Genomic DNA, 26,103 nt, shown 5'->3' with positions numbered 1-26,103 from the left:
GGAAAGGCTTACGCAGTAGCAGAGAAGGAACAGAAAAAATGGATGGATATCATTTTTGAAGAACAGCCATATCTTGCGAACGTATATCCAGGGGATACAAGAGAAATCGGTATTATTTTCTGTATTGATCAGGCGGAAGTGGAGTATTTTAATCTTGGCGTAAATCCAATTTTCCGGGAGACATATATTCTGGGAAATGTTAGCATAAAAGAAAAAGGATATTACATAACGGAATCCTGTATCGGCTGCGGGAAATGTATGAAACATTGTCCACAGAACTGTATTGAGAAAGGAATACCTTTTGTCATCCGGCAGGAGCACTGTCTGCATTGTGGAAACTGTTATGAAAAATGTCCGGTGAAAGCGGTGATAAGGAAATGAATCAGAATGACAGAAGAAAATATTTAATTGAAGCATTGCTGAAAGAGCGACCGGAGTATGAGAATTTGCAGATTCCATCCGATGCAGGCGAGCAGAAAATGTTGCTCAGAGCACTTATGAATATAAGAATGCCGAGAAAAATGGATCACGTATTTTTGCAGATTCAGGATGCGTACCTTTCAGAAGAAAATGAGAAGAAAGGGATTGTCACATTGGCAGATATCAGGGAGGTACAACCCGATCTTTCTATCTGGAAAGGTGATATTACAAGGCTTAAGGTGGGAGCAATCGTAAATGCAGCCAACAGCGGTATGACAGGTTGCTATCAGCCCTGTCATAACTGTATTGATAATTGTATTCATACCTATGCAGGAATTCAGCTTCGGAATTATTGCAATGATATGATGATAAAACAGGGACAGGAAGAACCGACAGGGCAGGCAAAGATTACTCCGGCGTTTAATCTGCCATGTGATTATGTGATTCATACAGTTGGCCCAATTGTACAGAGAAAGCTGACAAAGGAACATGAGCAGTTACTGATATCCTGCTATGAATCGTGTCTTAGGATAGCTGATGAGAATGGAGTAAAGAGTATTGCTTTTTGTTGTATTTCAACTGGAGTATTTATGTTTCCAAATAAAAGAGCTGCTGAACTTGCAGTACAGACAGTAAAGCAATATAAAGAAAAGACAAAATCAAAGATAAAGGTGATATTTAATGTTTTTAAAGAGGAAGATGAACGACTCTACAGGCAGTTACTCAGATAAGATATTACAGATAAAAGATAAAATTAGGGAAGCAGATGCTATTATAATCGGAGCTGGTGCGGGGTTTTCCACATCAGCCGGTTTTGTGTATAACGGTGAAAGATTCGAAAAATATTTTTCGGATTTCAGAAAGAAATATGGATTTTCCGATATGTATTCGGGAGGCTTCTATCCATATAAAACATTGGAAAAACACTGGGGATACTGGTGCAGATATATCTATATCAACCGATATATGGATGCGCCAAAACCAGTATATCAAAACTTGTATGATCTGGTGAAAGAGAAAGATTATTTTGTGTTGACGACAAATGTGGACCACTGTTTCCAGAAGGTTGGATTTGATAAAAACAGAATCTTTTATACACAGGGAGATTATGGTCTGTTTCAATGTAGTGAACCTTGCCATAAAGAAACCTATGACAATGAAGATGCGATTAAAAAAATGGTACTGAGTCAGGGGTTTCAGATAAAAGATGGGGAACTGCAAAAAACGGAAGATGGAGAAATAAAGCTTACGGTTCCGACAAGTCTGATTCCATATTGCCCGCGCTGCGGTAAGCCGATGAGTATGAATCTCAGATCGGATCAGACATTTGTTGAAGATGAAGGATGGCACCAGGCAGCAGAACGGTACGAGAAATTTATACAGAATCATAAAAAGCAGAAAATAGTGTTCCTTGAACTTGGTGTAGGATATAATACTCCTGGTATTATAAAATATCCGTTTTGGCAGATGACAAACACATTTCAACATGCATTTTATGTGTGTCTGAACCAGGGTGAAGCATATGCACCGGAAGAAATAAGGAAAAAGTCTGTCTGCATGAATGAAGATATTGGAGAAATCCTGAAAGAACTGTAGACTTGTGATAAAGAGCGGCTGTGAACGGGGTGAATAGTGATAAGAGAGGGTGTGATAAAATGATAATACAAACAGGAATGAGAACAGATATACCTGCATTTTATTCAAAATGGTTTTTGAATCGGATAAAAGAAGGATATGTATGCGTGAGGAATCCCTATAATCCAAAACAGGTGACAAAATACAGCCTTTCACCGGAAGTTGTGGATCTGATCGCATTCTGCACGAAGAATCCGGCACCACTGCTGCCAGACCTGCGATCAGGACAATGTACATAACTGTCTGATTTCCACCGGTGATTGGCATATCAAAGGTAATGGAGTTATCGATTGTAAATGTCAGATCATAGAAACAATATTTTCCAGATACTTCATCGAAAACCGCCTGATTGATATCCGCATTATTCGCTCTAATCTCATCCAACGTCATTTCCATTGGCATTGAAACTGTGATGTTATCTTTTAATAGATTCATTCCATCTACTGTTTTTACTTCTGTAATAACATATTTCTGTGCAACTAAATCATCCCATGTGATTTTACCGTTTTCATCCGTTGTTGCTTCATACTCATCTTATTAGATGTGTAAACAGTTCCATTTCGGGGTTTGTTTACTTTTGCATAAAATTCAGGCAAACTATCCATTTTAAATAAAGTGAAAACAATTTATTCGTTTATGAGTAGTGTGATTTTTCGACAGTGAAGACAGCTATAAACGGAATTAAGGTGAATGGAGGAAATGTCATGCAGAATAATATGGAACTGGGATACGAAATGTTTTGTTATCAGTGTGAGCAGACTGCGAATGGAAAGGGCTGTACCCGGCATGGTGTGTGTGGAAAGACGCCGGAGGTGGCCAACTTGCAGGATTTGCTCATTTTTCAGTTAAAGGGCATCAGCTGTTATGGAAAACTTTTGCCGGATCAGGGAGAAAAGCTGGACAAAGGTGTGATTTCTTTTATCGAAAAATGTCTGTTTACAACTTTAACAAATGTAAATTTTGATGAAGAAGTCCATGTGAAGCTTCTGAAAGAGGCGCAGAAGATCAAAGATGAACTGCGTCAGCAGATTGGCGGTGCTGGTAATGAGAATAGTTATATGTCCTACCGCCTTCCACAGGAAAAAAGTGAGATGCTGCGCACTGCTGAAATTGCCGGAATCATGTATGATCAGAATCTGGATGAGGACATTCGCTCGCTGCGTCAGCTGATCGTCTATGGATTGAAGGGAATCAGTGCTTATGGACATCAGGCGCGGGAATTGGGATATTTCAGTGATGCGGTGGATGATTTTTATGTGGAAGCACTGGCCGCAGTGACAGATGACAAAATGACAGTGGAAGAATTAATTCATTTTTCCATGAAAGCAGGAGAGATGGCGTTAGCCGTGATGAAGACATTGGATGAGGCGAACACGCAGACCTATGGAAACCCGACTCCGCATGCAGTATCGACAACGCTGAAAGCCGGTCCATTTATCATTGTTTCCGGGCATGATTTTCATGATCTGGAAATGTTATTGCAACAGAGCGTGGGAACTGGTGTAAACATTTATACCCATGGCGAGATGCTCCCGGGACACGGGTATGGAGGCTTGAAAAAATATCCGCATCTGATCGGAAATTTTGGCGGTGCATGGCAGGATCAGCAAAAACAGTTTGATAACATTCCTGGTTGTATCCTGATGACTACAAATTGTCTGATGCGTCCGCGGGAAAGTTACAAAGACCGCATTTACAGTACAAACGTTGTTGGATGGGATGGTGTCAAATATATTGGGAAAAAAGAAAATGGAGAGAAAGATTTTAGCGAAATAATTCGTCAAGCTTTGGAACTTGGCGGTTATGCGGAAGATCGGGAAGTACAGCCGACGGAACCATCAGATTGCCCGAAATGCCATCAGGCATCAGAACTTTTGACCGGTTTTGCACATGAGGCGACGTTGAGCCATGCAGGAGAAATTGTGCAGGCGGTCAAAGATGGACAGATCCGTCACTTTTTCCTGATCGGTGGCTGTGATGGAGCCAGACCGGGGCGAAACTATTATACAGAGTTTGCGGAAATTGTACCGGAGGACTGCGTGATTCTGACACTTGCATGTGGAAAATACCGCTTTAATAAAATTGATTTTGGAACTGTGGCAGGACTTCCAAGGCTGCTGGATGTGGGGCAATGTAATGATGCATATTCCGCGGTGCGGATTGCAACTGCGCTGGCAGATGCTTTTGACACGGATGTCAACAGTCTGCCGTTGTCTATGATTTTATCATGGTATGAGCAGAAAGCGGTGGCGGTATTGCTTGCTTTGCTGAGCCTTGGTATCAAAAATATTTATCTGGGACCGATTTTACCGGCGTTTTTGAGTCCAAATGTGGTGCAGTATCTGGTGGATACGTTCCAGCTGCATCTGATCAGCAATGCGGAGGATGATATCAAAACCTGTCTGAAGCAGGAGGTCTAAAAGCTAGTTATGCTGAAGTAGAATAGGGAACTTACACTAGTAAAAACAGATAGAAGAATCTTCCATTTCTATTACTTCAAATCTATGTTAAACTAAACAGTATTCGGGATGATAGAGAAGCATTCTGATGGGAGATGTAATGCTCATGGAAATCAGAACGGTATAAAATGGCAGATAAGCATATTTTGTGGAGGAATAGAAATGGAATATCAGATGAAGACAGCGCACGGAACACTGTTTTGCAGAAGGGAAGGCAGTGGTCCGATGCTTCTGCTTATACATGGGGTAGCGTGTGACAGTGAGTTTTTTCGTCAGGCATCCGCAATTTTATCGGAACATTTTACAGTGATCAGTTATGATCGAAGAGGATATAGTCGAAGCGTTCCGGCAGAAGGCAAGACAGATTTTTCAGTTTGGGCGCATGCGGATGATGCGGCAGAGATTATTCGGTCAGAACAGAAACGAACAAAATGTTTAAAGGAAGAAGCAGGGCAGCAAGAGAAGAAAACGGATGCAAAACAGAGTAAGGAAACAGAACGTCAGAGAGAAGGCATTTTTGTAGCTGGCTGCAGTGCAGGTGGCGCAGTGGCAGCAGCTCTTGCGACAAAATATCCGGAATTAGTACGTCAGGTATTTTTGCATGAACCATTGATGCGTGGAAGTGGAGAGCTGGCAGCAGAACAGGATGCGTTCTGGGAGAAGCTTCGTAAATGTGCAGAGAAACACAGAATCATCACTTGTATGATGCACTTTGTCAACGCCATGGGCGGCATGAACCGTGACAAAGAAGGACAGTCTATGGAACAGCAGAGCCGAAATCTAAAAAACCTGGAACTGTTCCTGGAGAAAGAAATGGACAGTTTTTCTAAATTGAATCTGGATGATTTTAATATTTCTGTTCCGGTGACGGTAGCCTGTGGATCAGATGACAAAACAGGAATGTTTCATCGCTCTGCCTATCAGGCAGCGGAAGCCAAAGGTTGGAAACATAAGATTGTACCGGGATATCACAATTTTGCTTCCGATGAACCAGAAACATTTGCACAATGTCTCGTAGAAGAGTTTATTCGTAGTTGATAAATGGAGGGCAACAACATGTGTACAGCAGCAACTTATAAAACGAAAGATACCTATTTTGGGAGAACGTTAGATTACGAATTTTCTTACGGAGACGAACTGACCATCATGCCACGCAATTATCCAATGAGGTTTCGTCAAGCAGGAAAAATTGATAAAAATTATGCAATCCTTGGAATGGCGCATGTGATTGGTGATTATCCGTTATATTATGATGCCATCAATGAAAAAGGACTTGGCATGGCAGGACTGAATTTTGTTGGAAATGCCGTATATCAGGAGTTGTCAGAGGAAAAAGAAAATGTGGCACAGTACGAATTTATCCCATGGATCCTGCGTCAGTGTGCCAATGTGCAGGAAGCAAAAGAATGTTTAAATCATATGAATCTGGTGGGAACACCGTTCCATGAAAGTTTACCGACGGCGCAGCTGCACTGGATCATTGCGGATGCGAAGGAAGTAATTATCGTGGAATGCATGGCAGATGGGCTGCATGTATATGATAACCCGGTGGGGGTACTGACGAACAATCCACCATTTCCGCAGCAGCTGTTTCAGTTGAATCAATATATGCATTTGTCGCCGAAACAACCGGAAAATCATTTCTCAGACAAGCTGGAGTTACAGGCTTACAGCCGAGGCATGGGTGCATTAGGACTTCCGGGGGATTTATCGTCTACGTCCCGTTTTGTGCGGGTGGCATTTACAAAGTTGCATTCAATCTCCGGAGATTCAGAAAATGAGAGCGTTAGCCAGTTTTTCCATATTTTAAATTCTGTGGATCAGCAGCGTGGATGTTGTGAAGTCGCAGAAGGAAAATACGAGATTACGCTGTATACGTCCTGCTGTAATCTGAACAAAGGAATTTATTATTATACAACCTATGAAAATCACCAGATTTCAGCAGTGGATATGCATGCAGAAAATCTGGATGCGGCAGAATTGATCCGATATACTCCGATCACAGGAGAGCAGATCTGCTGGCAGAACAGGTGAGGATTGTTCCACCGCCAGAAGTATGCTAAACTGTATTTATTCTGGAGGTGGCATATGGCAAACATAATAGAAATTACAGATTTTGCGACACCGGAACTGGCTGTTTATGAGCGGTATTCTGAGGTGCAGCTTTTGCGAATCAACGAACCGAAGCCGGGGATTTTTATCGCGGAAAGCCCAAAAGTCGTGGAACGGGCGTTGAATGCGGGATACGAACCAATTTCCATGCTGGTGGAGCATAAACATATTGAAACGCAGGCAAAAGAACTGATCGCGCGTTGCGGGGATATTCCGGTTTACACCGCAGAATATGATGTGTTGACAAAGCTGACCGGATTCGCACTGACACGGGGAATGTTGTGTGCCATGAAGCGGCGGGTGCTGCCGACAGTGGAGGAAGTTTGTTGTAAAGCGCGGCGAATCGCAGTTTTGGAAAATGTTGTCAATCCGACAAATGTTGGCGCGATTTTCCGTTCGGCAGCGGCATTACACATGGATGCGGTGCTTCTGACACCGGGATGCAGCAATCCGTTGTATCGCAGAGCCATGCGTGTGAGCATGGGAACCGTATTTCAGGTACCCTGGACAATATTTCCGGAGAAAGAAAAATGGCCGGAAGAAGGCATGGCGAAACTGCAGAAGTTTGGATTTAAGACAGCGGCCATGGCGTTGCGGAATGACACTGTTAATATCGATGATCCGGGGTTGATGAGTGAGGAAAAACTTGCAATCGTGCTTGGCACAGAGGGAGACGGACTTTGTGAAGATACCATTGCGAACTGTGATTATACAGTAAAAATACCGATGGCGCATGGTGTGGATTCCCTAAACGTGGCCGCAGCCAGTGCTGTAGCATTCTGGCAGTTAGGCAATCGATAATTTTGTTGAGAAAGTGAGAGAGAAACGTATGTTATTTCAGGAACAGGTAAGAAGGGTAAAACAGGAAGCTCCGAAATTGGCAGCAACCACAAACGAACAGCGAAATGCTGCTCTGGCAGCAGTCCGGGAGGCATTATTACAGCATCAGGCAGAGATTTTTGAAGCAAACAAACAGGATCTGGCACAGGCAGAAGCAGACGGCGTATCCGGTCCGGTGCTGAAACGTCTGAAATTTGACGAGGGAAAACTTCGTGATGTGACAGCAGGTATTTCAGATCTGACCAAAATGGAGGATCCATTATTTCAGACACAGTTTGCCAGAGAACTGGATGAGGGATTAGTGCTGAAACGTGTTACATGTCCAATCGGTGTCATCGGTGTTATTTTTGAGGCACGTCCGGATGCATTGGTACAGATTTCCGCGTTGTGTATCAAGAGCGGTAACTGTGTGATCTTAAAAGGCGGAAGTGAAGCTCTGCGCAGTAATAAAAAACTATTTGACATTATTCATGAAGCAATCATTGGTGCAGGACTTCCTGCAAATTGCATGATGCAGCTGGAAGCACGTTCCGAGATCAACGAACTTCTGGAATGTCATGAGTCCGTTGACCTTTTAATCCCACGCGGTTCCAATGCGTTTGTGCAGTACATTATGAATCATACCAAGATTCCGGTAATGGGACATGCAGATGGCATTTGTCATATTTATGTGGATAAGGATGCCGATCTTGCGAAAGCAGTTCCAATCATTGTGGATGCAAAAACCCAGTACGTGTCTGCCTGCAATACAGTAGAAACATTACTGCTTCATGACGATATCAAAGATCAGCTGCTTCCGATGTTAAAAGAAGCACTGGATGCGAAAAAAGTAGAACTCCGTGGCACGAAAGACGTTGCAGCAGTCGTGGACTGTGTGCCGTCTACCGAGGCAGATGATAAAACAGAATACCTTGATTATATTCTTTCTGCAAAAACAGTGAAAAACATAGACGAAGCAATTGATCATATTAATCATTTCGGATCGCATCATACCGACTGTATCATCACGGAAAATCCGCATGTGGCTGAGCATTTTATGAATCTGGTGGATTCCGCCGGGGTATATCAGAACTGTTCCACCCGTTTTGCAGATGGTTACCGTTATGGCTTCGGAGCGGAAGTCGGTATCAGTACCGGAAAACTTCATGCCAGAGGACCGGTGGGACTGGAAGGACTGGTGAGCTACAAATACAAATTGTACGGAAGCGGACAGATCGTAGAAGATTATACTTCCGGCAAAAAACAGTTCCATTTTAAAAATATTTCAGAGTAAAAAACAAGTTCACAGATAAAACGAAGTAAGGAAGCCCTCTTTTATAGACTGAGCCCACCTGGGTTAAAATCAATAAAAGAAGGGCTTTTGTAGGTGATATGGTATATTTATGCATAAAAAGCGAATAAAATAATGTATGAATGCATAAATAGACATGAAAACTGCATAAATTGTATAGTTGGACTGAAAAAATATGCACATAATGTTAATTTTTATGCACAATCACCATTGCAATCTTTCCTCAATAGAATTATAATGGACAACAGTTAATGAAAAGAAAAAGAGCAGAAGCGACTGTTACATGACATTTCATTCTGCTCGGATGGAAAAAAGAGGAGAGAAAAAATGAAAGCAAAGAAAATCGTAGCCCTGGTGGCAGCTGCAGCAATGGTATTTTCCATGGCAGCATGCGGAAGCACAACAGATAATAGTTCAGATGCAAAAGACAACACAAGTGCAGCAGCAGAATCTACAGATAATTCATCTGACAGCGATACACTGGTTATGGCAACAAATGCTACATTCCCGCCGTATGAGTATGTAGACGGTGATGAGTACAAAGGAATTGATATTGAGATTTCACAGGCAATCGCTGATGCGATGGGCAAAAAACTGGTTGTAGATGATATTGATTTTGATTCTATCATCCCGGCAATCACAACAGGAAAAGCTGATATGTCTCTGGCTGGTATGACAGTAACAGACGAGCGAAAAGAGAGCGTGGATTTCTCTGATAGCTATGCAACCGGTGTACAGGTAATCATCGTTCCGGAAGATTCTGATATCACAGGTCCGGACGATCTGGCAAATGACAAAATGATTGGAGTTCAGCAGGGAACAACTGGTCATATCTACTGCTCTGATACACCGGAAAAAGGTGGATTTGGTGAAGATCATGTAACTGCTTATCCAAACGGCGCAAGCGCAATTCAGGCATTACTGACAGGTAAAGTTGATGCAGTTGTTATCGACAACGAGCCAGCAAAAGCATTTGTGGCTGAGAACCCGGGATTAAAGATCCTTGATACTGAGTATGTTACAGAGGATTATGCAATCGCTGTACAGAAAGGAAACACAGAGTTATTAAACCAGATCAATGAGATTCTGGCACAGTTAAAAGCAGACGGAACATTACAGTCCATTATTGATAAATATATCAAGGCTGAGTAGTCCACGTTAAGAAACGTATGAAACGGGGCAGCATATTATGCTGCTCCATTTTACTGATTATAGAAAATAAATACAAAAAGGAGAAAAAATATGCAGGAATGGTTTGCAAATCTGGCAAATTCTTTTACAAAAACATTTATAACCAGTGATCGCTGGCAGTTGTTTTTAAAAGGATTTGGTGTTACGATCCGTGTGGCGATCCTTGCGCTTTTGATGGGTATTGTAATCGGTATCCTTGTCGCAATTGTTCGTACAAAACACGATTCCAGAAAGAAAAATGCACATGGCTTCGGCAGTGTGATCTTAAATATTTTAAATGCAATCTGTCAGGTTTATCTGACTGTGATCCGTGGAACACCGATGATGGTTCAGCTGATGATCGTATATTTCGTTATTTTTGCTTCCAGCCGTAATTCTGTTGGAGTGGCAACGCTGGCCTTTGGTATTAATTCCGGTGCGTATGTAGCAGAGATCGTGCGAGGCGGCATTATGTCTGTAGATGCAGGACAGATGGAGGCCGGTCGTTCTCTGGGTATGAATTATACACAGACCATGCGCCGCATCATCATTCCACAGGCAATCAAAAATATTCTGCCGGCTCTGGGTAACGAGATGATCACATTATTAAAAGACACTTCTCTGATGACAGTTACCGGAGCAAAGGATCTGATGAAAGCAGCACAGACGGTTACTGCAGTTACCTATCAGCCATTTATGCCGTACATCAGCGTTGCTGTCATTTATCTTGTATGCGTTATGGTATTATCGAAATTACTTGCCATATTTGAGAGGAGGATGAGAAACAGTGATAGACGTTAAAAATCTGGAAAAAAGTTTTGGAGATCACAAAGTTTTAGACGGAATCAATGAACATATTTATCCGGGAGAAAAAGTCGTTGTCATCGGACCTTCCGGTTCCGGAAAATCAACCTTTCTGCGCTGCCTGAATCTGCTGGAGGAGCCGACTGCAGGAACCATTACCGTAGATGGTGTGGATATTACAGATCCAAAAACAGACATTGATAAAGTACGTCAGAAAATGGGTATGGTATTCCAGCAGTTTAACCTGTTTCCGCATCTGACTATCAAAGAGAACATTAAGCTTGCGCCGGTGACCTTAAAATTGATGTCTGACAGCGAAGCAGATCAGAAAGCTATGGAGCTTTTAGAGCGTGTCGGATTGCCGGATAAAGCTGATGCATATCCGAAACAACTTTCCGGTGGACAGCAGCAGCGTATCGCAATCGCCCGTGCCCTTGCAATGAATCCGGAAGTAATGCTTTTCGATGAACCGACATCCGCACTGGATCCGGAGATGGTTGGTGAAGTTCTTCAGCTGATGAAAGAGCTGGCCGACGATGGAATGACCATGGTGGTTGTAACACACGAGATGGGATTTGCCCGTGAGGTTGGAACACGTGTGCTGTTCATGGATGGTGGAAATATCGCCGAGCAGAATAATCCGAAGGATTTCTTTGAGAATCCGAAAAATCCGCGTTTGCAGGAATTCCTCTCGAAGGTGTTATAGGTTCGGGTAATTGTGAGGTTTAAACTGAAGGTTATGAAAAGGGACTCTGCGATTTTGTCTCCGCGGCTAACAATCGCTCGCTGAGAAAAAATCGCCAGAGTCCCTTTATTTTTGTTCGTGCTTTAAACCACACAATTACCCTTACGTCGTGATATGCATGCATACAGAATATTGGAATAATAGTCATTGTGTTGGATGCGCATTTGCAAATGGATTTCATAGTGTAAATAGAGGAAACGAGCGACTAGTGTCCGGGGAAAGATGCTGCGTTTCCGCATTAATAAAATTAAATTTTAGATCAAATACATAATTAAAGGTATCCACCGTCGAACGGTATGACCTGTCCGGTAAGGTACGCAGGCGCCGTGATTAGTTGATACACAAATTCTGCCACTTCTCCCGGCGCCGCAAAGCGTCCCGCCGGAATCTCATTTTCCAGTTCTTCTCGTTCTTCTGCATCGAAGCAGGCATTCATACGGGTATCAATCACTCCACAGGCTACCGCATTCACCTGAATGTTACTCGGTGCCAGTTCCTTGGCAAGTGCCTGCGTGAACAGATTCAGTCCGCCCTTGCTGGCTGAGTATGCAACCTCGCAGGAAGCCCCGGAAAGCCCCCACATAGATGAAATATTAATGATTTTTCCCTCTTTTTTGCCGAGCATATCAGGAATCGCATATTTGCAGCAGGAAAATACCGAAGTCAGATTTGTGTTGATGACCCGGTTCCAGTCCTGAATATTCATATCCTGCAAAAGTCCGATGTGGGAAACACCGGCATTGTTGATCAGAAAATCTACCGTTTCATGCATGGCATGAATCTCGTTAAACATGGCATGCACCTGTTCGTGGTCTGAAATATCGTAAACCAGTGGTGTGCACGGAACCTGATAGTTTTCTGTCAAATGTATGGCATATGCTGTCAGTTCTTCTTTTGAGGAATGGCAGTTGAGAAAAAGCCGGATGCCATGGGAAGCCAGGCATTCTGCAATGGCCTTTCCGATTCCGTGTGAGGCGCCTGTGATCAGTGCTGTTTTCATAGTATCCTCCAGATAAAAATATTTTCATACATGTATAAATGCAATGGTGTACAGGAAATCATTGTACAAACCAGATGCATATGTTTCTGATATATGAGTGTAGCATATTTGAAAAAATATGTAAATTTTCAGTTACATGTTACCCAATAGTGAAATGAAAAATACGAAAAAAATATGATATTTTGCATAACGACCATTCACAAATAAAAAAAATGTGCTAAACTAAAGAGAATGCAAAAAAAGTATTTCAGATTAAGGAGATTAATATAATTATGAATATTGTAGTATTAGCTGGTGGACTTAGCACAGAGAGGGATGTTTCCCTGAATACAGGAAGCATGGTAAGCAAGGCATTGCGTTCTAAAGGACATAACGTAATTATGCTGGATGTTTTCATGGGATATCATGATGAAGAGGAAGATATCACAGGAATTTTTGACCGTGCAAAAGAGGCAAGTGCCGATGTGACACAGATTCCGGGTGAAGCACCGAATATCGCACAGGTAAAGGCAATGAGAAAAGATCAGTCTGACTGCTTCTTTGGTCCGAATGTCATCAAAATCTGTCAGGCAGCAGATGTTGTATTTATGGCGCTGCATGGCGAGAATGGCGAGAATGGTAAAATTCAGGCAGCGTTTGATCTGTTTGGCATTCAGTATACTGGAAGCCGTTACCTTGGAAGTGCTCTGGCTATGGATAAAGGCATTTCCAAGAAAATGTTTGAAGCAGCAGGTATCCCGACACCGCATGGTATCTCCATGAGCAAAGCACAGCGCAGTACTCCGTTTGCAGAGACCGGATTAAGTCTTCCATGTGTTGTAAAACCATGCTGTGGCGGTTCCAGTATCGGTGTTACCATCGTTCGTACCGCAGATGAGTATGAAGCTGCTCTGGACGAAGCGTTTAAATATGAAGATGAAATCGTCATTGAGGATTATATCTGTGGACGTGAGTTTTCTGTAGGCGTCATCGATATGCAGGCACTTCCTGTTATTGAGATTGCTCCGGTAGAAGGATTTTATGATTTTAAAAACAAATACAAAGCGGGAAGCGCAGTAGAAACTTGTCCGGCTGATCTTCCGGAAGATGTTGCAAAAAAAATGCAGAAACATGCCGTTGCAGTCTGCCGTGAACTTGGTCTGGACGCTTATGCCCGCATGGATTTCCTGTTAAATGACAAAAACGAGATGTTCTGTCTTGAGGCAAATACGCTGCCAGGCATGACTGCAACCAGCCTGTTACCACAGGAAGCAGCGGTTATTGGCATTCAGTACGAGGATCTGTGTGAACGCCTGATCCAGATTTCTCAGGAAAAATACGGAGGAAAACATGAATAATACATTGGAGCAGATGACACTGGAAAATATCGCAAAAGCATGCGGCGGCACGTATGTGGGCGATGATGCATTACGCGGCAGCGAAATCACCGGTGCAGTCATTGACAGCCGCCAGGTAGAGCCGGGTTACTTATATATTCCAATCCGCGGAGAACGCGTGGACGGACACCGTTTTATCTCGGATGTATTTGCAAAAGGTGCCCTGGCCGTTTTATCTGAGGAAACACTGGAAAATCCGGCAGGCCCGTATATTCAGGTGGCTTCCAGTGAGCAGGCATTGAAAGATATCGCAGAATTTTACCGCTCCACACTTGGTATCAAAATTGTCGGAATTACCGGAAGTGTTGGAAAAACAAGTACAAAAGAGATGATTTCCGCTGTTTTAAGCCAGAAATTCAACGTGCTTAAGACAGAAGGAAACTTTAATAATGAGATTGGCCTGCCGTTGACGATTCTTCGCATCCGCAGAGAGCACGAAGTGGCAGTGGTTGAGATGGGAATTTCTGAGTTTGGCGAGATGCACCGGATCGCAAAAGTGGCAAAACCGGACATTTGTGTTATGACAAACATCGGACAGTGCCATCTGGAAAATCTCATCGACCGCGACGGTGTACTCCGTGCAAAATCAGAGATTTTTGATTTCCTGAAACCGGACGGACATATCGTGCTGAACGGAAACGATGACAAACTGATCACTGTACAGGAAGTCAAAGGTGTAAAACCGGTATTTTATTATGTAGAAGACAGTACCGCACAGAAGGCAGATCTGCAGTATGAAGTTACCGCAGATGCCATCGAAAATAAAGGACTTCGCGGATTGGATGCAAACCTGCATTTCCCGGAGGAAGTCTGCCAGATTCATGAGCCGATTCCGGGAGTACATAATGTATACAATGCGTGCGCAGCGGCATGTGTCGGACGTATTATGGGACTGACTAACGAGGAAATCTGTGAAGGTATTGCCCATGCAAAAACCATTGCAGGACGTACAAATCTGATTACGCTGGGTGACGTGCTTGTTATTGATGACTGCTATAATGCAAATCCGATTTCCATGAAAGCTTCTTTAGACGTATTGGCACAGGCGGAAGGGCGCAGGATCGCTGTGCTTGGTGACATGGGAGAACTTGGTGAAAATGAGCGTGAGATGCATTATGATGTCGGAAAATATGCGGCAAACACAGGTGTCGATATTTTATTCTGCTGCGGAACGCTCAGTGAAGAATTAGCAAAGGGTGCACAGCGTGGACATACGAAAGTCATGTATTTTGCAGAACGCGAGAAACTGACACAGACACTGCTGAATTTTGTGGAAGCAGGAGATACCGTACTTGTAAAAGCTTCTCATTTTATGGAGTTTCCAAAGATTGTGAAAGCGTTGGAAGAAGTATTAAACGACTAAAAAAAGCCTCATCATAAAAACGGCAGCGTTTTTATGATGAGGCTTTTTGTTTTTTTACTATTTACGCTCAAGAGCTTTTTGCGCATCCAGCATTTCCTGAATCCTGTTCTGGGAAAGACGGCCAAGAGCGCGTCTTTCTTCTTTTTCCAGCTCTTTCGGATAGATCGGAGCGCCATATTCTACCGTAACGTGTGTCGGTTTTACGAATGGTATGTGATCTTTGATGATGTCTCTGGTATGGGAAATTGCCATTGGAACAATCGGACATCCGGTTTTCTCCGCAATTTTCATACTTCCCTCTTTGAAAGGTGCCATCTCATCGCTGTCTCCGCGGGTTCCCTCCGGGAAAATACAGATGGAAATGCCTTTTTTGATATATTCGATTGCCTGCAGGATTGTTTTTAAGCTGGCTTTCATATCATCACGCTTCAGAAACAGGCAGTAGAGCCGCTTCATCCAAATATTCAGCAACGGAACCTTTTCCAGAGAATCTTTTGCAATATAGCCGGTTAGATCCGGGCAGAGCGCGTAAGTGATCATAATATCAAAATAGCTGTTGTGGTTTGCTACGTAGAGCACCGGTGTATCTTTTGGTACATTTTCCTGACCTTTGATAGTGAGTTTTACACCGCAGATCCGGCAGATAACACGGAACGCCCATTGCACCATGCGGAGACTGCTGGTGTCCCGCAGATGCGGATTCTTTTTACCGATCAGCCATTCGACAAAGAGCACCGGGATGCCGATGATCAAAAAGCAGACTGCGAACAAAACAGCGAGAATTGTTCTTACCATAATATTTCCTCCAAAATCTATAAATTTTCAATTCACTCCAAAACGACCCATTTAGTATAACAGATAGTTTTTCAGAAATCCATGCATATTTTTACAAATCAGCAAATAGAATAGAGCAAGAAATAAGGTGGGACAGAGGGATGCCATGAAAAAGGCAGGAGTATGGACCAGAATGTGCCGGGGAGGAGCTGTAGCTTGTCTGATCATGCTTTTGGGGTGTGTTGGCTGCGGTGTGCAAAAAACCGGAACAGAAAAAATAAGGGATGTTGATTATACGGTGGTGACAGAACAGGAAATGCCACCAGAACTGCAGGCAGAGATTGAAAACCGGAAGGCAGAAGATTTTAAAATGACATATGTGCTGGATGATGCATTATATATCGTGCGGGGATTTGGCATGCAGGAGACCGGTGGATACAGCATTCAGGTACAAAATTTGTATCTGTCAGAAAACGCGCTTTATTTTGAAACAGATCTGATCGGTCCGGATAACGGGGCTCAGGAGGAGAAAACGGTCAGTTATCCATACATAGCGGTAAAAACAGAACGACTGGAAGAAAACGTAGTGTTTGAATAATCATGATATGTGTACTGCTGAAAAAATGCAAAATTAGAAAATGTGAGGATGAGGAGGAGCAGAACAAATGGAATTAATAACGGAATCAATTTGTGTGGAGGAGAAAAAGGGTCCTGCTATTACGCAGGTGACCTTTGATGAAACGTATTATTTGCCGGATTATCTGCCGGATTTTTTTTCAGTGATCTTAAGTGACGGCAGTGTGCAGGTGGAGGAAAGCAGGTGCATCATCGGGCAGGTCCTGATAAAAGGAATGCTGCGGTTTAAGGTGTTGTATCATACCGGGCAGAGCGAGTGGAAGATTGCCAGCCTGGAAGGTGAATTTCCATTTCAGGAGACGCTGATCCTTGAAACAGCGGGAGAATTTGATATGGCACAGACAGAAGTGGTGCTGGAAGATCTGACGATTCGCATGATGAATGCCAGAAAGCTGAATGTCCGTGCGCTGGTGGAAATTCGGATACAGGCCAGAGAACGCAAAAATCTGGAGATTCCCGTGGGGCTGGATCAGGAAGAACATATGGAAGTAAAAACACAGAAGGAAAATTATCTGGAGCTTTGCTACCGGGGATGTGAGCGTGCTAAAATCCGGGAAGAAGTGCGGATTCCACCGAACAAACCGAATATTAATCAGATTCTCTGGCATCAGGCGCAGCTGATGGGGATGGAGATTCATGGGGAAAATGGCAGTGTCAGCATGCAGGGAGAAATTCAGATTTTTCTGATCTATCAGGGGATGGAAGAAAACCGGATACAATGGCTGGAGCAGCGTGTACCTTACCAGAGCAGCCTGAATATTCCTGAGGCCCAGATAGATATGATTCCGTATGTGGTGATCGGAACGCCGGTTTTTACCTGCAGGGAGCAGGAAGACGCAGATGGGGAGCCGCGGGTGCTTCTGATTGAGACTGAACTGCCTATGGATCTGCGGCTGTATCGGGAAAAAAAACTGGAACGCCTGCTGGATGCTTACTCGTTGGAACAGCAGCTGAACCTTCAGCGTGAGCCGGTCAAAATTTGCAGTCTTCATATGAAAAATGAGGTAAGATGCCGGGTAAATGACACGCTGAAACTGCAAAATTCGGAAGAAGAAATTTTGCAGATCGGTTCCGGAACCGGGCAGGCACAGGTGGAAGAGTGGAAAATCCTGGAGGATGGTCTGAGTGTGGAAGGGACGGTCAGTGTGAAAATCCTGTATCTGAGCAGTTCCGATAGTGCGCCGGTAGGGGCAGTAGAAAGACTGATTCCATTTCAGTGTAAGGTCGATATTCCAAGTATGCCGCAGAATGCAGATGTGGAACTGCAGACCTCGCTGGAGCATCTGTCCTTTCTAATGAAAACCGGGACGGAACTGGAAGTGCAGGCGGTGATCAGCGTGGCTGCTATGGTTACGAAAATGCAGGAACAGGAGATGATCGGAGGAGTGGAAACACAGGCACTGGATCCGAAATGGCTCGAACAGATCCCGGGTATTGCGGGTGTACGCCTGGATGGGGACACCAATCTCTGGGAAATTGCGAAAAAATTCCATACGACAGTTGCGGATATCAGACAATTAAATCATCTGGAGGAGCGAAATCCGGTAACCGGAGAGAAATTACTGGTAGTAAAACAAGGGCTCATACAAATCTGACAAAATATTACAAAAATATTACGAAAAAGTATGAAATATTTCTGAAATGCTGTTCTTTTGGTTGAAATTATGACAGAGAAATGTTATAATCCTTTAGGTAACGAAAAAGAGACACATTACGAAGGAGTATTTCAATATATGAAGAAAAAAATTATTGCGATGGGGTTAGTTGTGGCGATGGCTTTATCCGGTACACAGATGGCAAATGCAACCAGCCTTTCTAAAGCAAGAAGTCAGAAGAATGAGGCACAGAATAAACTTGATTCTGTAAACAGTCAGATTGCTGAGATCGAAAGCCAGCAGTCCAGTTTAAAGAGCGAGATTGATAAAGTAGATTCCGACCTGGTAGATGTTCTTGTAAGTCTGGATCTGATCTCTGACCAGATCGATCAGAAAAAAGTAGAACTCGCACAGGCAGAAGCAGATCTGGCAGCTGCAAAAGAGAAAGAAGCAGAACAGTACGATTCTATGAAAGAAAGAATTCGTTACATGTATGAGAACGGAGACAGTTCTTTCCTGGAGGCATTAGTTGGTGCACAGAACTTTGCAGATGTATTAAATAAAGTAGAGAATTTCTCAAAGGTATATGATTATGACAGAAACCTTCTGGTAGAGTATCAGAATACCAAGACAGAAGTTGCTAATCTGGTAACTCAGGTAGAAGAAGAGAAGAAAGATCTGGAAGAGAACCAGGCTACATACCAGGAGCAGCAGAAGAATCTGGAAGAGATGAAAGCTCAGAAGAGCAGCCAGATGGCAGATTTTGAGAGTCAGCTTGCACAGGCACAGAGCCTTGCATCCCAGTATAAACAGACCGTTGCAGAGCAGAATGCAATCATTGCAGAGCAGCTCGCAGCAGCACAGACTGTAAAAGTAACTGCAGGTGCTTCCAGTGTTGCATCTACAAAATCTAACAGCTCAAGTTCATCCAGCAGCTCAAACAAAAAATCTGACAGCTCAAATTCCAGCAGTTCAGATTCCGGGTCAAGCAGCAGCTCAGGATCCGGTACAGGATCTTCGGTAGCAAGCTATGGATGTCAGTTCGTTGGTAACCCATATGTATGGGGTGGCGAAAGTCTTACAAACGGTGCAGACTGCTCCGGATTTGTAAAGAGTGTATATGCTCACTTTGGTGTATCACTTCCGCACAGTTCAGGTGCTCTGACAGGTGTAGGTCGTGCAGTATCCACATCTGATATGCAGCCGGGTGATATCGTATGTTACAGTGGTCACGTTGCAATCTACATCGGTGGCGGACAGATCGTACATGCAAGTTCACCGTCCACAGGTATCAAGATTGGACCGGTTAATTATGGAAAGTCAGTCGTTGCAGTACGTAGAATTTTCTAATTGAATTTAATGATAATGAAAATCCTCTGGGCATTGTGCTCAGAGGATTTTTTTGATTTGATAGGATTTTTATTTACAGAGTTCAGCAACCACCTGATTGATTACCTTTCCGTCTGCTTTTCCTTTTAATTCAGCCATGACCGCTTTCATGATCTGGCCTTTGTTTTTGGTAGCCAGTACATCAGCGAAGCGCTCTGTCAGGATTGTTTTTACTTCCTCAGCGGATAACAGTTGTGGAGCATATTCGTTGATGATATCGTAACGAGCCTGATATTCTTCTTTCAAATCCGTACGATCTGCCGGGCAAGTGTCCACCTGCTCTTTTACGCTCTTTAATTCTTTTAAGATGACACGGTCAACAAGTTCCGGTTTGATATCATCCCGGCAACCTTCATCAATCGCTACTTTTTTTACTGCAGATACCAGGGATGAGATAGCATCCTTGCGCACCTTGTCTTTGGCTTTCATAGCTGCGATCATGTCTTTTTGTAATGTCTGTATTTCCATAATGACACCTCCTGAAATTAAATATGAATTCTGCTAAGCAGTTTGTTGATATAGTATTGTTTGATATGATAATAATGCTGGCGGATGCAGTCGTGGGCAGATTCGGAATCCTTTGCTTTGATGGCATCCAGAATTGCCGAATGTTCCTTGTAGGAGTTCTGCGCCCGCTCCATATCGTCTAAAATGGTGGAGATGAACAGCATCTGCTGGCAGTCCAGCTGTTCATAAATTGTCTCCAGTCGTTTGTTGCCGGAATAGCTGACCAGAAGTTCATGGAATTTCTGATCCCAGCGGGTACAGTGATAAATATCACCGTTATCCAGAGATTTCTTCATATTTTCCAGTGCAACTTCCAATGCATTTACAGTCAGGGCATTGGATTTATTGATACATGCAGAGACTGCATAGGTCTGTAGCAGTTCAATCAGGTCGTATACTTCCAGAATATCTTCGGTGGTAAAGGAAGCAACGACAGTTCCCTTGCCCGGAACAAAAGAGAGCAAACCTTCGTGGGTCAACTGCTGAAGCGCATTCCGGATTGGAGAACGGCTGACATGGTAGATGTCACACAATTTACGCTCTACCATAACGGTTCCTTCCGGATAAGTATTATTTAAAATATCTTCTTTGATCTGCTGATATGCAAGCTGCTGTTTGTTTTCCGCAGGCTGATTGAGTGAATCATATTTGCTGTTTTCCTGATTTGCCATTTGCATTTCTCCTGTTAAAAACGGACTGATACGGATTGCTAAAAATAGGTATCATGGTTCCATAATCTGATGTTTGCATTTCGCCTGTTAAAAACGGGCAGATACAGGTCAAAAAAATGCTGCATCTGTGGTTTTTTTGAGTGAAACACAGGTATGCCATGGAATACCTGCATGTTATAAAAAGTATAGCAAAAATGTACTTAGATGTAAAGAAACCTTTTATTTTTGCGAAAAATGTGATAAGATATGAAAAAATATAACGATTTAAAGCGTTGATGTGAAAAAGAACAGGGGATTTGGAGGACATAGATCATGATTTCAAAACGTTTAAGAGAGTCACTGGATTCATCCATTTGTATCCGTGATATTTTTGAGGAAGGCAAGAAACTTGCTACAATTTACGGTGCAGAAAATATTTTTAACTTTACTATCGGAAATCCGAGTGTGGAACCGCCTGTAGCAGTAAACGAGGCATTAAAAGAGATTATCGACACAGAGAAACCGCTGGCACTGCACGGCTATCCGGCAAACGTGGGACATCCGGAGGTCCGTAATCACATTGCAAATTATCTAAACGGGAAATATGACTGCAAGTACACAGAGCAGGGCATTATTATGACAAGTGGTGCGGCAGCAGCTATCGTAGTAATTGCAAATACATTGCTGGATGACGGCGATGAGGTCGTAACATTTGCACCTTATTTCTGGGAGTACAAGAGCTACGTGGAAACAATGTACGGCAAATTAGTTCCTGCACTCTGCAACATGGAGACATTACAGCCGGATCCGGAGACCTTTGAGGCAGCACTCTCACCAAAGACCAGATTCGTTCTGATCAATACGCCGAACAATCCGACAGGTGCGGTATATACAGAAGAGTCTATCCGTATGGTTACTGATATTTTGAAGAAAAAACAGGAAGAGTATGGTCATCCAATCTATCTGGTTTCCGATGAGCCATACCGCAAGCTTGCTTATGATATTGAAGTACCATATCTGACTGATTACTATGAAAATACGATTGTAGTATATTCTTACAGCAAGGCACTTTCCATCCCGGGCGAGCGTATCGGATATATCGCTATGGAGCCATGTGTTCAGGATTATGAGGATCTGATCGCAGGTATGACAGCTTCTATGCGTTATCTTGGTTATGTTAATGCACCATCTCTTCAGCAGAAAATGCTGCTGAAATGCGTGGATGCGTCTGTTGATATCAGCATTTATCAGGAGACCAGAGACATTCTGTACAACGCACTGACAGAGATCGGTTATACCTGTATTCATCCGGACGGAGCGTTTTACTTGTTTGTAAAGGCTCTGGAAGAAGACGATACAAAATTCTGTGAGCGTGCGAAAGAGGAAAAAATCTTGATGGCACCGGGTACCGCATTCTACGGACCGGGCTGGGTTCGCGTCTCTTACTGTGTACCGGCAGATGTTGCAAAAAGAAGTGTTCCTGCATTTAAAAAATTATATGACAAATATAGGAAGTAGTGATATAATGTGTACACAAATCGGAGTTGCCAAATGGATACTTGATGTAATTTTTTCATTTGATAAGTGTCAGATTTGAAACTATTGTGCTATACATGAAATAAGCAGCATATGAATATAGAAATTTATTATCGAAAATGGGATGAGAAAAAGGAAAAATCTCATGAACTTTTGGAGAAAGCAGTACGCCAGTATGCCCGGGAGAATGCTTTCCCGCTTCCGGAACAGCTGGAACTGGCGGCTGTCGACTACAAGGAGAAACCATATTTTCAAAATGTAAAAGACATACAATTTTCCATTTCCCACAGTGGGGACTGGTGGGCATGTGCCATCAGCCGGGAAACGGTGGGACTGGATATCCAGAAGGAGCAGAAATGCCGGGCTGATCGGTTGGCCAGACGTTTCTTTCATCCGCTGGAAGTAACATGGTTAGAAAAAAATGGATACGCACATTTTTGCAAAGTATGGGCATACAAAGAAAGCTATGTGAAATATACAGGTGTTGGACTGGTGCAGGGAATGGATTATTTCTCTGTCATAAATCCGGCAGGAGTTTTGAGTGGAGTAGAAGATGTTTGCCAGCAGTTTGTGGCTTTTCATCGAGACTGCCATATGGTGGTCACAACGAAACATAGGAGAGATTTTTCTCTGCGGGAGCTTATTGATTGAAGAGCAAGTAGCGAAAGCGGATTGCGAATATCTGCTTTACAACCATTGCGAAGGTGAAAATTCAGAAAAGCCAAAGTTTTTTCTGATGATTCTCAAGAAAAAATAAGCAGCAGAGAAGCAGAAAGGAAGGTGTGAGGTATGCGAAAAAGCAAAAAAGTCGTAATGATCTGTCTGTTGGTGGTCATAGCAGTACTGATCGGGGTATCAGTGGTGACACCGGGAAAAATAGCAGACCCGGAGAATTATACATGCGGGGCGTATGCAACGGTCTTTGCTTTGTTGCCACCGGTGGTAGCAATTGGGCTGGCTCTGATTACGAAAGAAGTGTACTCATCTCTGTTTACAGGTATTGTCGTAGGTGCATTACTGTATAGTAACGGGAATCTGGAGCTGATGATGAATACCATGTTTTTCAATGAAGATGGAGGTATGGTATATAAGCTGGCCAATGGCTGGAATATTGGTATTCTGATGTTTCTTGTTATGCTGGGTATTCTGGTTGCGTTAATGAATAAAGCAGGTGGATCAGCAGCATTTGGTAAGTGGGCGTCAAAGAGAATCAAAACAAGAATCGGTGCACAGCTTGCTACTATGGTTCTTGGCATTTTGATCTTTGTGGATGACTATTTTAACTGTCTGACAGTAGGAAGTGTTATGCGTCCGGTAACGGATACCCATAAAGTTTCCAGAGCAAAATTGTCTTATATCATTGATGCCACAGCAGCACCGGTATGTATTATCGCACCAATCAGTTCTTGGGCGGCAGCAGTTACATCTTCAGTTCCAGAAGATTCTGGAATTAATGGCTTTGCAGTATTTTTACAGACAATCCCGTACAATTTATATGCAATCCTTACTTTGGTTATGATTATTGGTCTGACCGTGTTCCGGGTGGATTATGGTCCAATGCGTACGCATGAATTAAATGCAATCAAAGGTGATCTGTTTACCACACCGGAGCGCCCGTATGATGAAAGTGATGAAGGGCAGGAGAGCAGTAAAGGAATTGTTTTGGATTTGATTCTCCCAGTTGTTGTGCTGATTGCGGCCTGCATAGTCGGAATGGTATATACCGGTGGATTTTTTGAGGGAGAAAGCTTTATCAGTGCATTTTCAGGATCCGATGCATCCGTCGGACTGGTAATCGGTGGATTTATAGCACTTATTTTTACTTTTGTATATTACATGCTTCGAAATGTCATTTCTTTCCAGGAATTTGCAGAATGTATTCCGGAAGGATTTAAAGCTATGATCGCTCCGATTCTGATTCTGTCCTTTGCATGGACACTTTCTGGAATGACGAATCTTCTTGGAGCAAATGTATTTGTGGCAGATCTGGTAGCAGGATCCGCAAATTCATTGCAGGGATTCCTGCCGGTGATTATTTTTGCCGTGGCAACAGGTCTGGCTTTTGCAACAGGAACTTCCTGGGGAACATTTGGAATTCTGATTCCAATCGTAATCGGTGTATTTCCATCCGGAACAATGATGGTTATTTCCATTTCCGCATGTCTGGCAGGTGCTGTATGTGGTGACCATTGTTCTCCGATTTCTGATACAACGATCATGGCATCTGCAGGCGGACATTGTCATCATGTCAACCATGTAACTACACAGATTCCATATGCAATGACAGTTGCAGCAATCTGTTGCGTTGGATATGCGCTGATGGGTATATTTAATGCAATTGGGATGTTAGGCGCAGCATGGATCGCACTGCCAATCTGTATCGTGCTTGAACTTTTGCTGTTACTTGTACTGCGGAAAAAATATGGCAGAGAAGATATCTAAGTGTTACGATCTGGTAAAGTAAAAGATAGTTGAGTACTATTTCGCAGAAAAAGAATTTTGAAAAATTTGGAACAGAATAATTGAGCGAAGCTCATTCGAAAAATACAAAGTCTCTCGGAGCAGTGGGTAAAATCTTTGCTACTGGGAGATTTTGGTTTTATCTCACCATCAGTAATTTTACCGTCCTGCGTGATCTGGATTAGTTACGAACAATATAAAATAGGTGGAAAGAAACGGATAAAAAAGTATATGTGCAGAAATGTAAAAAGGAGTAAAATAAGGCGACAAAGCAAAAAGGTGGAACAAACTCATGAGAGAAGATAAAAACGAAACAAGATGGGATAAACTTTTACATATTCGGACAATGGGGCGGGATGATTCGCACTCCAATCAGCATAGATTTCCTTATGAACCGACACCGTATAGTGTGTTAGAACGTCTGGCAAATTCCGGTTACATCCGTAAGGAAAATACAGTAATCGATTATGGCTGTGGAAAAGGCCGGGTGGATTTCTTTCTGGCGTATCAGACCAGATGTCATTCGATAGGTGTGGAATACGATGAACGGATTTTTGAACGTGCTATGGATAATAAAGCCGATTCAGTGGCTTCCGGTCGTGTGGACTTTGTACAGGCGAATGCGGAAACTTTTGAAGTGCCGGAAACGGTTGACAGATGCTATTTTTTTAATCCATTCTCGCTGGAACTTTTGAAGAGAGTCATGGGACGCATTCTAGATTCCTATTATGCAAAACCGCGTAAAATACAGTTGCTTTTTTACTATCCGACGGATGAATATATTTCCTATATGATGACGGTGGATGAGCTGATGTTTGTGGATGAAATTGACTGCAAAGATTTGTTTCCGGGGAATGATCCGAGAGAAAGAATTGCGATTTTTGAATTGTAGAATGTAACAGCAGACATACATCAAAATCTCCCCGCATAGATTGTAAAAAAGCAAACTATGCGGGGATTTGAGTGAAAGGTTATATCGAGGAACGGGCAATGGAAATTGCGCGATATATCATAGACAACAATGCAACGGTGCGTCAGGCTGCTAAAAAGTATGGAATTAGTAAGTCGACGGTACATGCGGTAGTAACGATATAGAACGATTCATATGGAAGATAAAATAATAAGGGGCAGGAATGAAAATTTCCTGCTCCTTTGGAATTTTTTGGTATATACAAACTTTTATTTGGTCCATATCTCAATTGTTTTTAACAGTTTTTCTTTTGTATCTGTATCTAATTTAACGATGCTCTGATACAGTTTACGGTCGAGAGCAGTTTCTGAATATTCTGGATCGAGTTCGCCAACGAGTGAATCCAAGGAACAACCGATCAACTGTGCATA

General features: G+C 42.9%; 24 protein-coding genes and 3 pseudogenes. 22 read left to right on the top strand and 5 right to left on the bottom strand.

What is annotated here, in order from left to right:
- The 4 genes and pseudogenes from Q0I54_RS09555 to Q0I54_RS09540 all read left to right on the top strand — a co-directional run.
- The coding region (locus Q0I54_RS09555; protein WP_296118272.1) for a 4Fe-4S binding protein at window positions 1-381 on the top strand (381 nt) is incomplete at its 5' end.
- Entirely contained in the window at window positions 378-1,151 is a 774-nt protein-coding gene (locus Q0I54_RS09550) for a protein-ADP-ribose hydrolase (protein ID WP_296118270.1), read from the top strand. The genes Q0I54_RS09555 and Q0I54_RS09550, both read left to right, overlap by 4 nt.
- Window positions 1,120-2,016 (top strand): NAD-dependent deacetylase, encoded by an 897-nt coding sequence (locus Q0I54_RS09545; protein WP_367270818.1) that lies wholly within the window; start codon window positions 1,120-1,122, stop codon window positions 2,014-2,016. The genes Q0I54_RS09550 and Q0I54_RS09545 overlap by 32 nt, the downstream gene beginning before the upstream one ends.
- Before the next feature lie 59 nt (window positions 2,017-2,075).
- Window positions 2,076-2,264 (top strand): annotated as a pseudogene (locus tag Q0I54_RS09540) (DUF1848 family protein); the annotation flags it as partial.
- 205 nt (window positions 2,265-2,469) lie between these two features.
- Here the strand turns inward: Q0I54_RS09540 and Q0I54_RS13285 are convergent.
- Window positions 2,470-2,568: pseudogene (locus Q0I54_RS13285) on the bottom strand (SpaA isopeptide-forming pilin-related protein); the annotation flags it as partial.
- Window positions 2,569-2,759: 191 nt separating this feature from the next.
- On the opposite strand from Q0I54_RS13285, the gene hcp reads away from it, so the two are divergent.
- The 8 genes from hcp (at window position 2,760) to Q0I54_RS09500 (ending at window position 11,437) form a co-directional block, all read left to right on the top strand.
- Window positions 2,760-4,475 (top strand): hydroxylamine reductase, encoded by a 1,716-nt coding sequence (hcp, locus tag Q0I54_RS09535; protein WP_296118268.1) that lies wholly within the window; start codon window positions 2,760-2,762, stop codon window positions 4,473-4,475.
- A gap of 201 nt (window positions 4,476-4,676) precedes the next feature.
- Window positions 4,677-5,552 (top strand): alpha/beta fold hydrolase, encoded by an 876-nt coding sequence (locus Q0I54_RS09530; RefSeq protein WP_296118267.1) that lies wholly within the window; start codon window positions 4,677-4,679, stop codon window positions 5,550-5,552.
- Window positions 5,553-5,570: 18 nt separating this feature from the next.
- On the top strand, window positions 5,571-6,548 hold the full coding sequence (gene bsh / locus Q0I54_RS09525; RefSeq protein WP_296118265.1) for a choloylglycine hydrolase: 978 nt from the start codon (window positions 5,571-5,573) through the stop codon (window positions 6,546-6,548).
- Between the two features lie 54 nt (window positions 6,549-6,602).
- A complete protein-coding gene (locus Q0I54_RS09520) occupies window positions 6,603-7,427 on the top strand; it encodes an RNA methyltransferase (protein WP_296118264.1) in 825 nt (274 codons plus the stop codon).
- 28 nt (window positions 7,428-7,455) lie between these two features.
- Window positions 7,456-8,739: a glutamate-5-semialdehyde dehydrogenase gene (locus Q0I54_RS09515; protein WP_296118263.1), complete on the top strand. Its 1,284-nt coding sequence runs from the start codon at window positions 7,456-7,458 to the stop codon at window positions 8,737-8,739.
- A gap of 345 nt (window positions 8,740-9,084) precedes the next feature.
- A complete protein-coding gene (locus Q0I54_RS09510) occupies window positions 9,085-9,909 on the top strand; it encodes a basic amino acid ABC transporter substrate-binding protein (RefSeq protein ID WP_296118262.1) in 825 nt (274 codons plus the stop codon).
- Window positions 9,910-9,999: 90 nt separating this feature from the next.
- Entirely contained in the window at window positions 10,000-10,728 is a 729-nt protein-coding gene (locus tag Q0I54_RS09505) for an amino acid ABC transporter permease (RefSeq protein WP_296118261.1), read from the top strand.
- Complete coding sequence (locus Q0I54_RS09500; protein ID WP_296118260.1) at window positions 10,715-11,437, top strand: amino acid ABC transporter ATP-binding protein; 723 nt, start codon at window positions 10,715-10,717, stop codon at window positions 11,435-11,437. Before Q0I54_RS09505 ends, Q0I54_RS09500 begins: the two co-directional genes overlap by 14 nt.
- 310 nt (window positions 11,438-11,747) lie before the next feature.
- Here the strand turns inward: Q0I54_RS09500 and Q0I54_RS09495 are convergent, their stop codons facing one another.
- On the bottom strand, window positions 11,748-12,476 hold the full coding sequence (locus Q0I54_RS09495) for an elongation factor P 5-aminopentanone reductase (RefSeq protein ID WP_296118259.1): 729 nt from the start codon (window positions 12,474-12,476) through the stop codon (window positions 11,748-11,750).
- Window positions 12,477-12,748: 272 nt separating this feature from the next.
- Between Q0I54_RS09495 and Q0I54_RS09490 the strand changes: the two genes are divergently transcribed.
- On the top strand, window positions 12,749-13,813 hold the full coding sequence (locus Q0I54_RS09490) for a D-alanine--D-alanine ligase (RefSeq protein WP_296118258.1): 1,065 nt from the start codon (window positions 12,749-12,751) through the stop codon (window positions 13,811-13,813).
- Entirely contained in the window at window positions 13,806-15,215 is a 1,410-nt protein-coding gene (gene murF, locus Q0I54_RS09485) for a UDP-N-acetylmuramoyl-tripeptide--D-alanyl-D-alanine ligase (RefSeq protein ID WP_296118257.1), read from the top strand. The genes Q0I54_RS09490 and murF overlap by 8 nt, the downstream gene beginning before the upstream one ends.
- A gap of 57 nt (window positions 15,216-15,272) precedes the next feature.
- Here murF and Q0I54_RS09480 read toward each other — a convergent pair whose 3' ends face one another.
- A complete protein-coding gene (locus Q0I54_RS09480) occupies window positions 15,273-16,010 on the bottom strand; it encodes a 1-acyl-sn-glycerol-3-phosphate acyltransferase (protein WP_296118255.1) in 738 nt (245 codons plus the stop codon).
- Window positions 16,011-16,155: 145 nt separating this feature from the next.
- Between Q0I54_RS09480 and Q0I54_RS09475 the strand changes: the two genes are divergently transcribed.
- The 3 genes from Q0I54_RS09475 (at window position 16,156) to Q0I54_RS09465 (ending at window position 19,570) form a co-directional block, all read left to right on the top strand.
- Window positions 16,156-16,587, top strand: a complete 432-nt coding sequence (locus Q0I54_RS09475) for a protease complex subunit PrcB family protein (protein ID WP_296118254.1) — start codon at window positions 16,156-16,158, stop codon at window positions 16,585-16,587.
- A 67-nt stretch (window positions 16,588-16,654) separates the two neighbouring features.
- On the top strand, window positions 16,655-18,220 hold the full coding sequence (locus Q0I54_RS09470; protein ID WP_296118253.1) for an SPOCS domain-containing protein: 1,566 nt from the start codon (window positions 16,655-16,657) through the stop codon (window positions 18,218-18,220).
- Window positions 18,221-18,358: 138 nt separating this feature from the next.
- Complete coding sequence (locus tag Q0I54_RS09465) at window positions 18,359-19,570, top strand: C40 family peptidase (protein ID WP_296118251.1); 1,212 nt, start codon at window positions 18,359-18,361, stop codon at window positions 19,568-19,570.
- Between the two features lie 69 nt (window positions 19,571-19,639).
- On the opposite strand, the gene Q0I54_RS09460 is transcribed toward Q0I54_RS09465, so the two are convergent.
- Window positions 19,640-20,077, bottom strand: coding sequence for a GatB/YqeY domain-containing protein (locus Q0I54_RS09460; RefSeq protein ID WP_296118250.1), 438 nt, complete (start codon window positions 20,075-20,077; stop codon window positions 19,640-19,642).
- Between the two features lie 17 nt (window positions 20,078-20,094).
- The gene (locus Q0I54_RS09455; RefSeq protein WP_296118249.1) at window positions 20,095-20,787 is read right to left on the bottom strand and encodes a GntR family transcriptional regulator; all 693 of its coding nucleotides are present in this window, start codon (window positions 20,785-20,787) and stop codon (window positions 20,095-20,097) included.
- 312 nt (window positions 20,788-21,099) lie between these two features.
- Between Q0I54_RS09455 and Q0I54_RS09450 the strand changes: the two genes are divergently transcribed.
- From Q0I54_RS09450 to Q0I54_RS09430, 5 genes and pseudogenes are all read left to right on the top strand, one after another.
- Entirely contained in the window at window positions 21,100-22,284 is a 1,185-nt protein-coding gene (locus Q0I54_RS09450) for a pyridoxal phosphate-dependent aminotransferase (RefSeq protein ID WP_296118248.1), read from the top strand.
- A 111-nt stretch (window positions 22,285-22,395) separates the two neighbouring features.
- Entirely contained in the window at window positions 22,396-22,953 is a 558-nt protein-coding gene (locus Q0I54_RS09445) for a 4'-phosphopantetheinyl transferase superfamily protein (RefSeq protein WP_296118247.1), read from the top strand.
- A gap of 138 nt (window positions 22,954-23,091) precedes the next feature.
- Window positions 23,092-24,744: a Na+/H+ antiporter NhaC family protein gene (locus Q0I54_RS09440; RefSeq protein WP_296118245.1), complete on the top strand. Its 1,653-nt coding sequence runs from the start codon at window positions 23,092-23,094 to the stop codon at window positions 24,742-24,744.
- A gap of 310 nt (window positions 24,745-25,054) precedes the next feature.
- A complete protein-coding gene (locus Q0I54_RS09435) occupies window positions 25,055-25,654 on the top strand; it encodes a class I SAM-dependent methyltransferase (RefSeq protein WP_296118243.1) in 600 nt (199 codons plus the stop codon).
- Between the two features lie 71 nt (window positions 25,655-25,725).
- A pseudogene (locus Q0I54_RS09430) lies at window positions 25,726-25,851 on the top strand (sporulation transcriptional regulator SpoIIID); the annotation flags it as partial.
- Window positions 25,852-26,103: the final 252 nt, after the last annotated feature.

The sequence above is a fragment of the uncultured Eubacterium sp. genome (assembly GCF_934295145.1).
In the GTDB taxonomy this organism is placed as follows: Bacteria; Bacillota; Clostridia; order Lachnospirales; family Lachnospiraceae; genus Eubacterium_I.
The sequence above is the reverse complement of the archived record's forward strand: the minus strand, read 5'-3'. Positions and strand labels throughout refer to the sequence as shown.

What these genes read in the sequence shown, in the direction of transcription:
- Q0I54_RS09460 (WP_296118250.1), bottom strand. Translation starts at nt 20,077, where the DNA reads ATGGAAATACAGACATTACAAAAAGACATGATCGCAGCTATGAAAGCC.
- Q0I54_RS09445 (WP_296118247.1), top strand. Translation starts at nt 22,396, where the DNA reads ATGAATATAGAAATTTATTATCGAAAATGGGATGAGAAAAAGGAAAAA.
- Q0I54_RS09505 (WP_296118261.1), top strand. Translation starts at nt 10,000, where the DNA reads ATGCAGGAATGGTTTGCAAATCTGGCAAATTCTTTTACAAAAACATTT.
- Q0I54_RS09465 (WP_296118251.1), top strand. Translation starts at nt 18,359, where the DNA reads ATGAAGAAAAAAATTATTGCGATGGGGTTAGTTGTGGCGATGGCTTTA.
- Q0I54_RS09495 (WP_296118259.1), bottom strand. Translation starts at nt 12,476, where the DNA reads ATGAAAACAGCACTGATCACAGGCGCCTCACACGGAATCGGAAAGGCC.
- Q0I54_RS09550 (WP_296118270.1), top strand. Translation starts at nt 378, where the DNA reads ATGAATCAGAATGACAGAAGAAAATATTTAATTGAAGCATTGCTGAAA.
- Q0I54_RS09515 (WP_296118263.1), top strand. Translation starts at nt 7,456, where the DNA reads ATGTTATTTCAGGAACAGGTAAGAAGGGTAAAACAGGAAGCTCCGAAA.
- Q0I54_RS09530 (WP_296118267.1), top strand. Translation starts at nt 4,677, where the DNA reads ATGGAATATCAGATGAAGACAGCGCACGGAACACTGTTTTGCAGAAGG.
- murF (WP_296118257.1), top strand. Translation starts at nt 13,806, where the DNA reads ATGAATAATACATTGGAGCAGATGACACTGGAAAATATCGCAAAAGCA.
- bsh (WP_296118265.1), top strand. Translation starts at nt 5,571, where the DNA reads ATGTGTACAGCAGCAACTTATAAAACGAAAGATACCTATTTTGGGAGA.
- Q0I54_RS09510 (WP_296118262.1), top strand. Translation starts at nt 9,085, where the DNA reads ATGAAAGCAAAGAAAATCGTAGCCCTGGTGGCAGCTGCAGCAATGGTA.
- Q0I54_RS09435 (WP_296118243.1), top strand. Translation starts at nt 25,055, where the DNA reads ATGAGAGAAGATAAAAACGAAACAAGATGGGATAAACTTTTACATATT.
- Q0I54_RS09520 (WP_296118264.1), top strand. Translation starts at nt 6,603, where the DNA reads ATGGCAAACATAATAGAAATTACAGATTTTGCGACACCGGAACTGGCT.
- hcp (WP_296118268.1), top strand. Translation starts at nt 2,760, where the DNA reads ATGCAGAATAATATGGAACTGGGATACGAAATGTTTTGTTATCAGTGT.
- Q0I54_RS09490 (WP_296118258.1), top strand. Translation starts at nt 12,749, where the DNA reads ATGAATATTGTAGTATTAGCTGGTGGACTTAGCACAGAGAGGGATGTT.
- Q0I54_RS09475 (WP_296118254.1), top strand. Translation starts at nt 16,156, where the DNA reads ATGAAAAAGGCAGGAGTATGGACCAGAATGTGCCGGGGAGGAGCTGTA.
- Q0I54_RS09450 (WP_296118248.1), top strand. Translation starts at nt 21,100, where the DNA reads ATGATTTCAAAACGTTTAAGAGAGTCACTGGATTCATCCATTTGTATC.
- Q0I54_RS09455 (WP_296118249.1), bottom strand. Translation starts at nt 20,787, where the DNA reads ATGGCAAATCAGGAAAACAGCAAATATGATTCACTCAATCAGCCTGCG.
- Q0I54_RS09545 (WP_367270818.1), top strand. Translation starts at nt 1,120, where the DNA reads ATGAACGACTCTACAGGCAGTTACTCAGATAAGATATTACAGATAAAA.
- Q0I54_RS09470 (WP_296118253.1), top strand. Translation starts at nt 16,655, where the DNA reads ATGGAATTAATAACGGAATCAATTTGTGTGGAGGAGAAAAAGGGTCCT.
- Q0I54_RS09440 (WP_296118245.1), top strand. Translation starts at nt 23,092, where the DNA reads ATGCGAAAAAGCAAAAAAGTCGTAATGATCTGTCTGTTGGTGGTCATA.
- Q0I54_RS09480 (WP_296118255.1), bottom strand. Translation starts at nt 16,010, where the DNA reads ATGGTAAGAACAATTCTCGCTGTTTTGTTCGCAGTCTGCTTTTTGATC.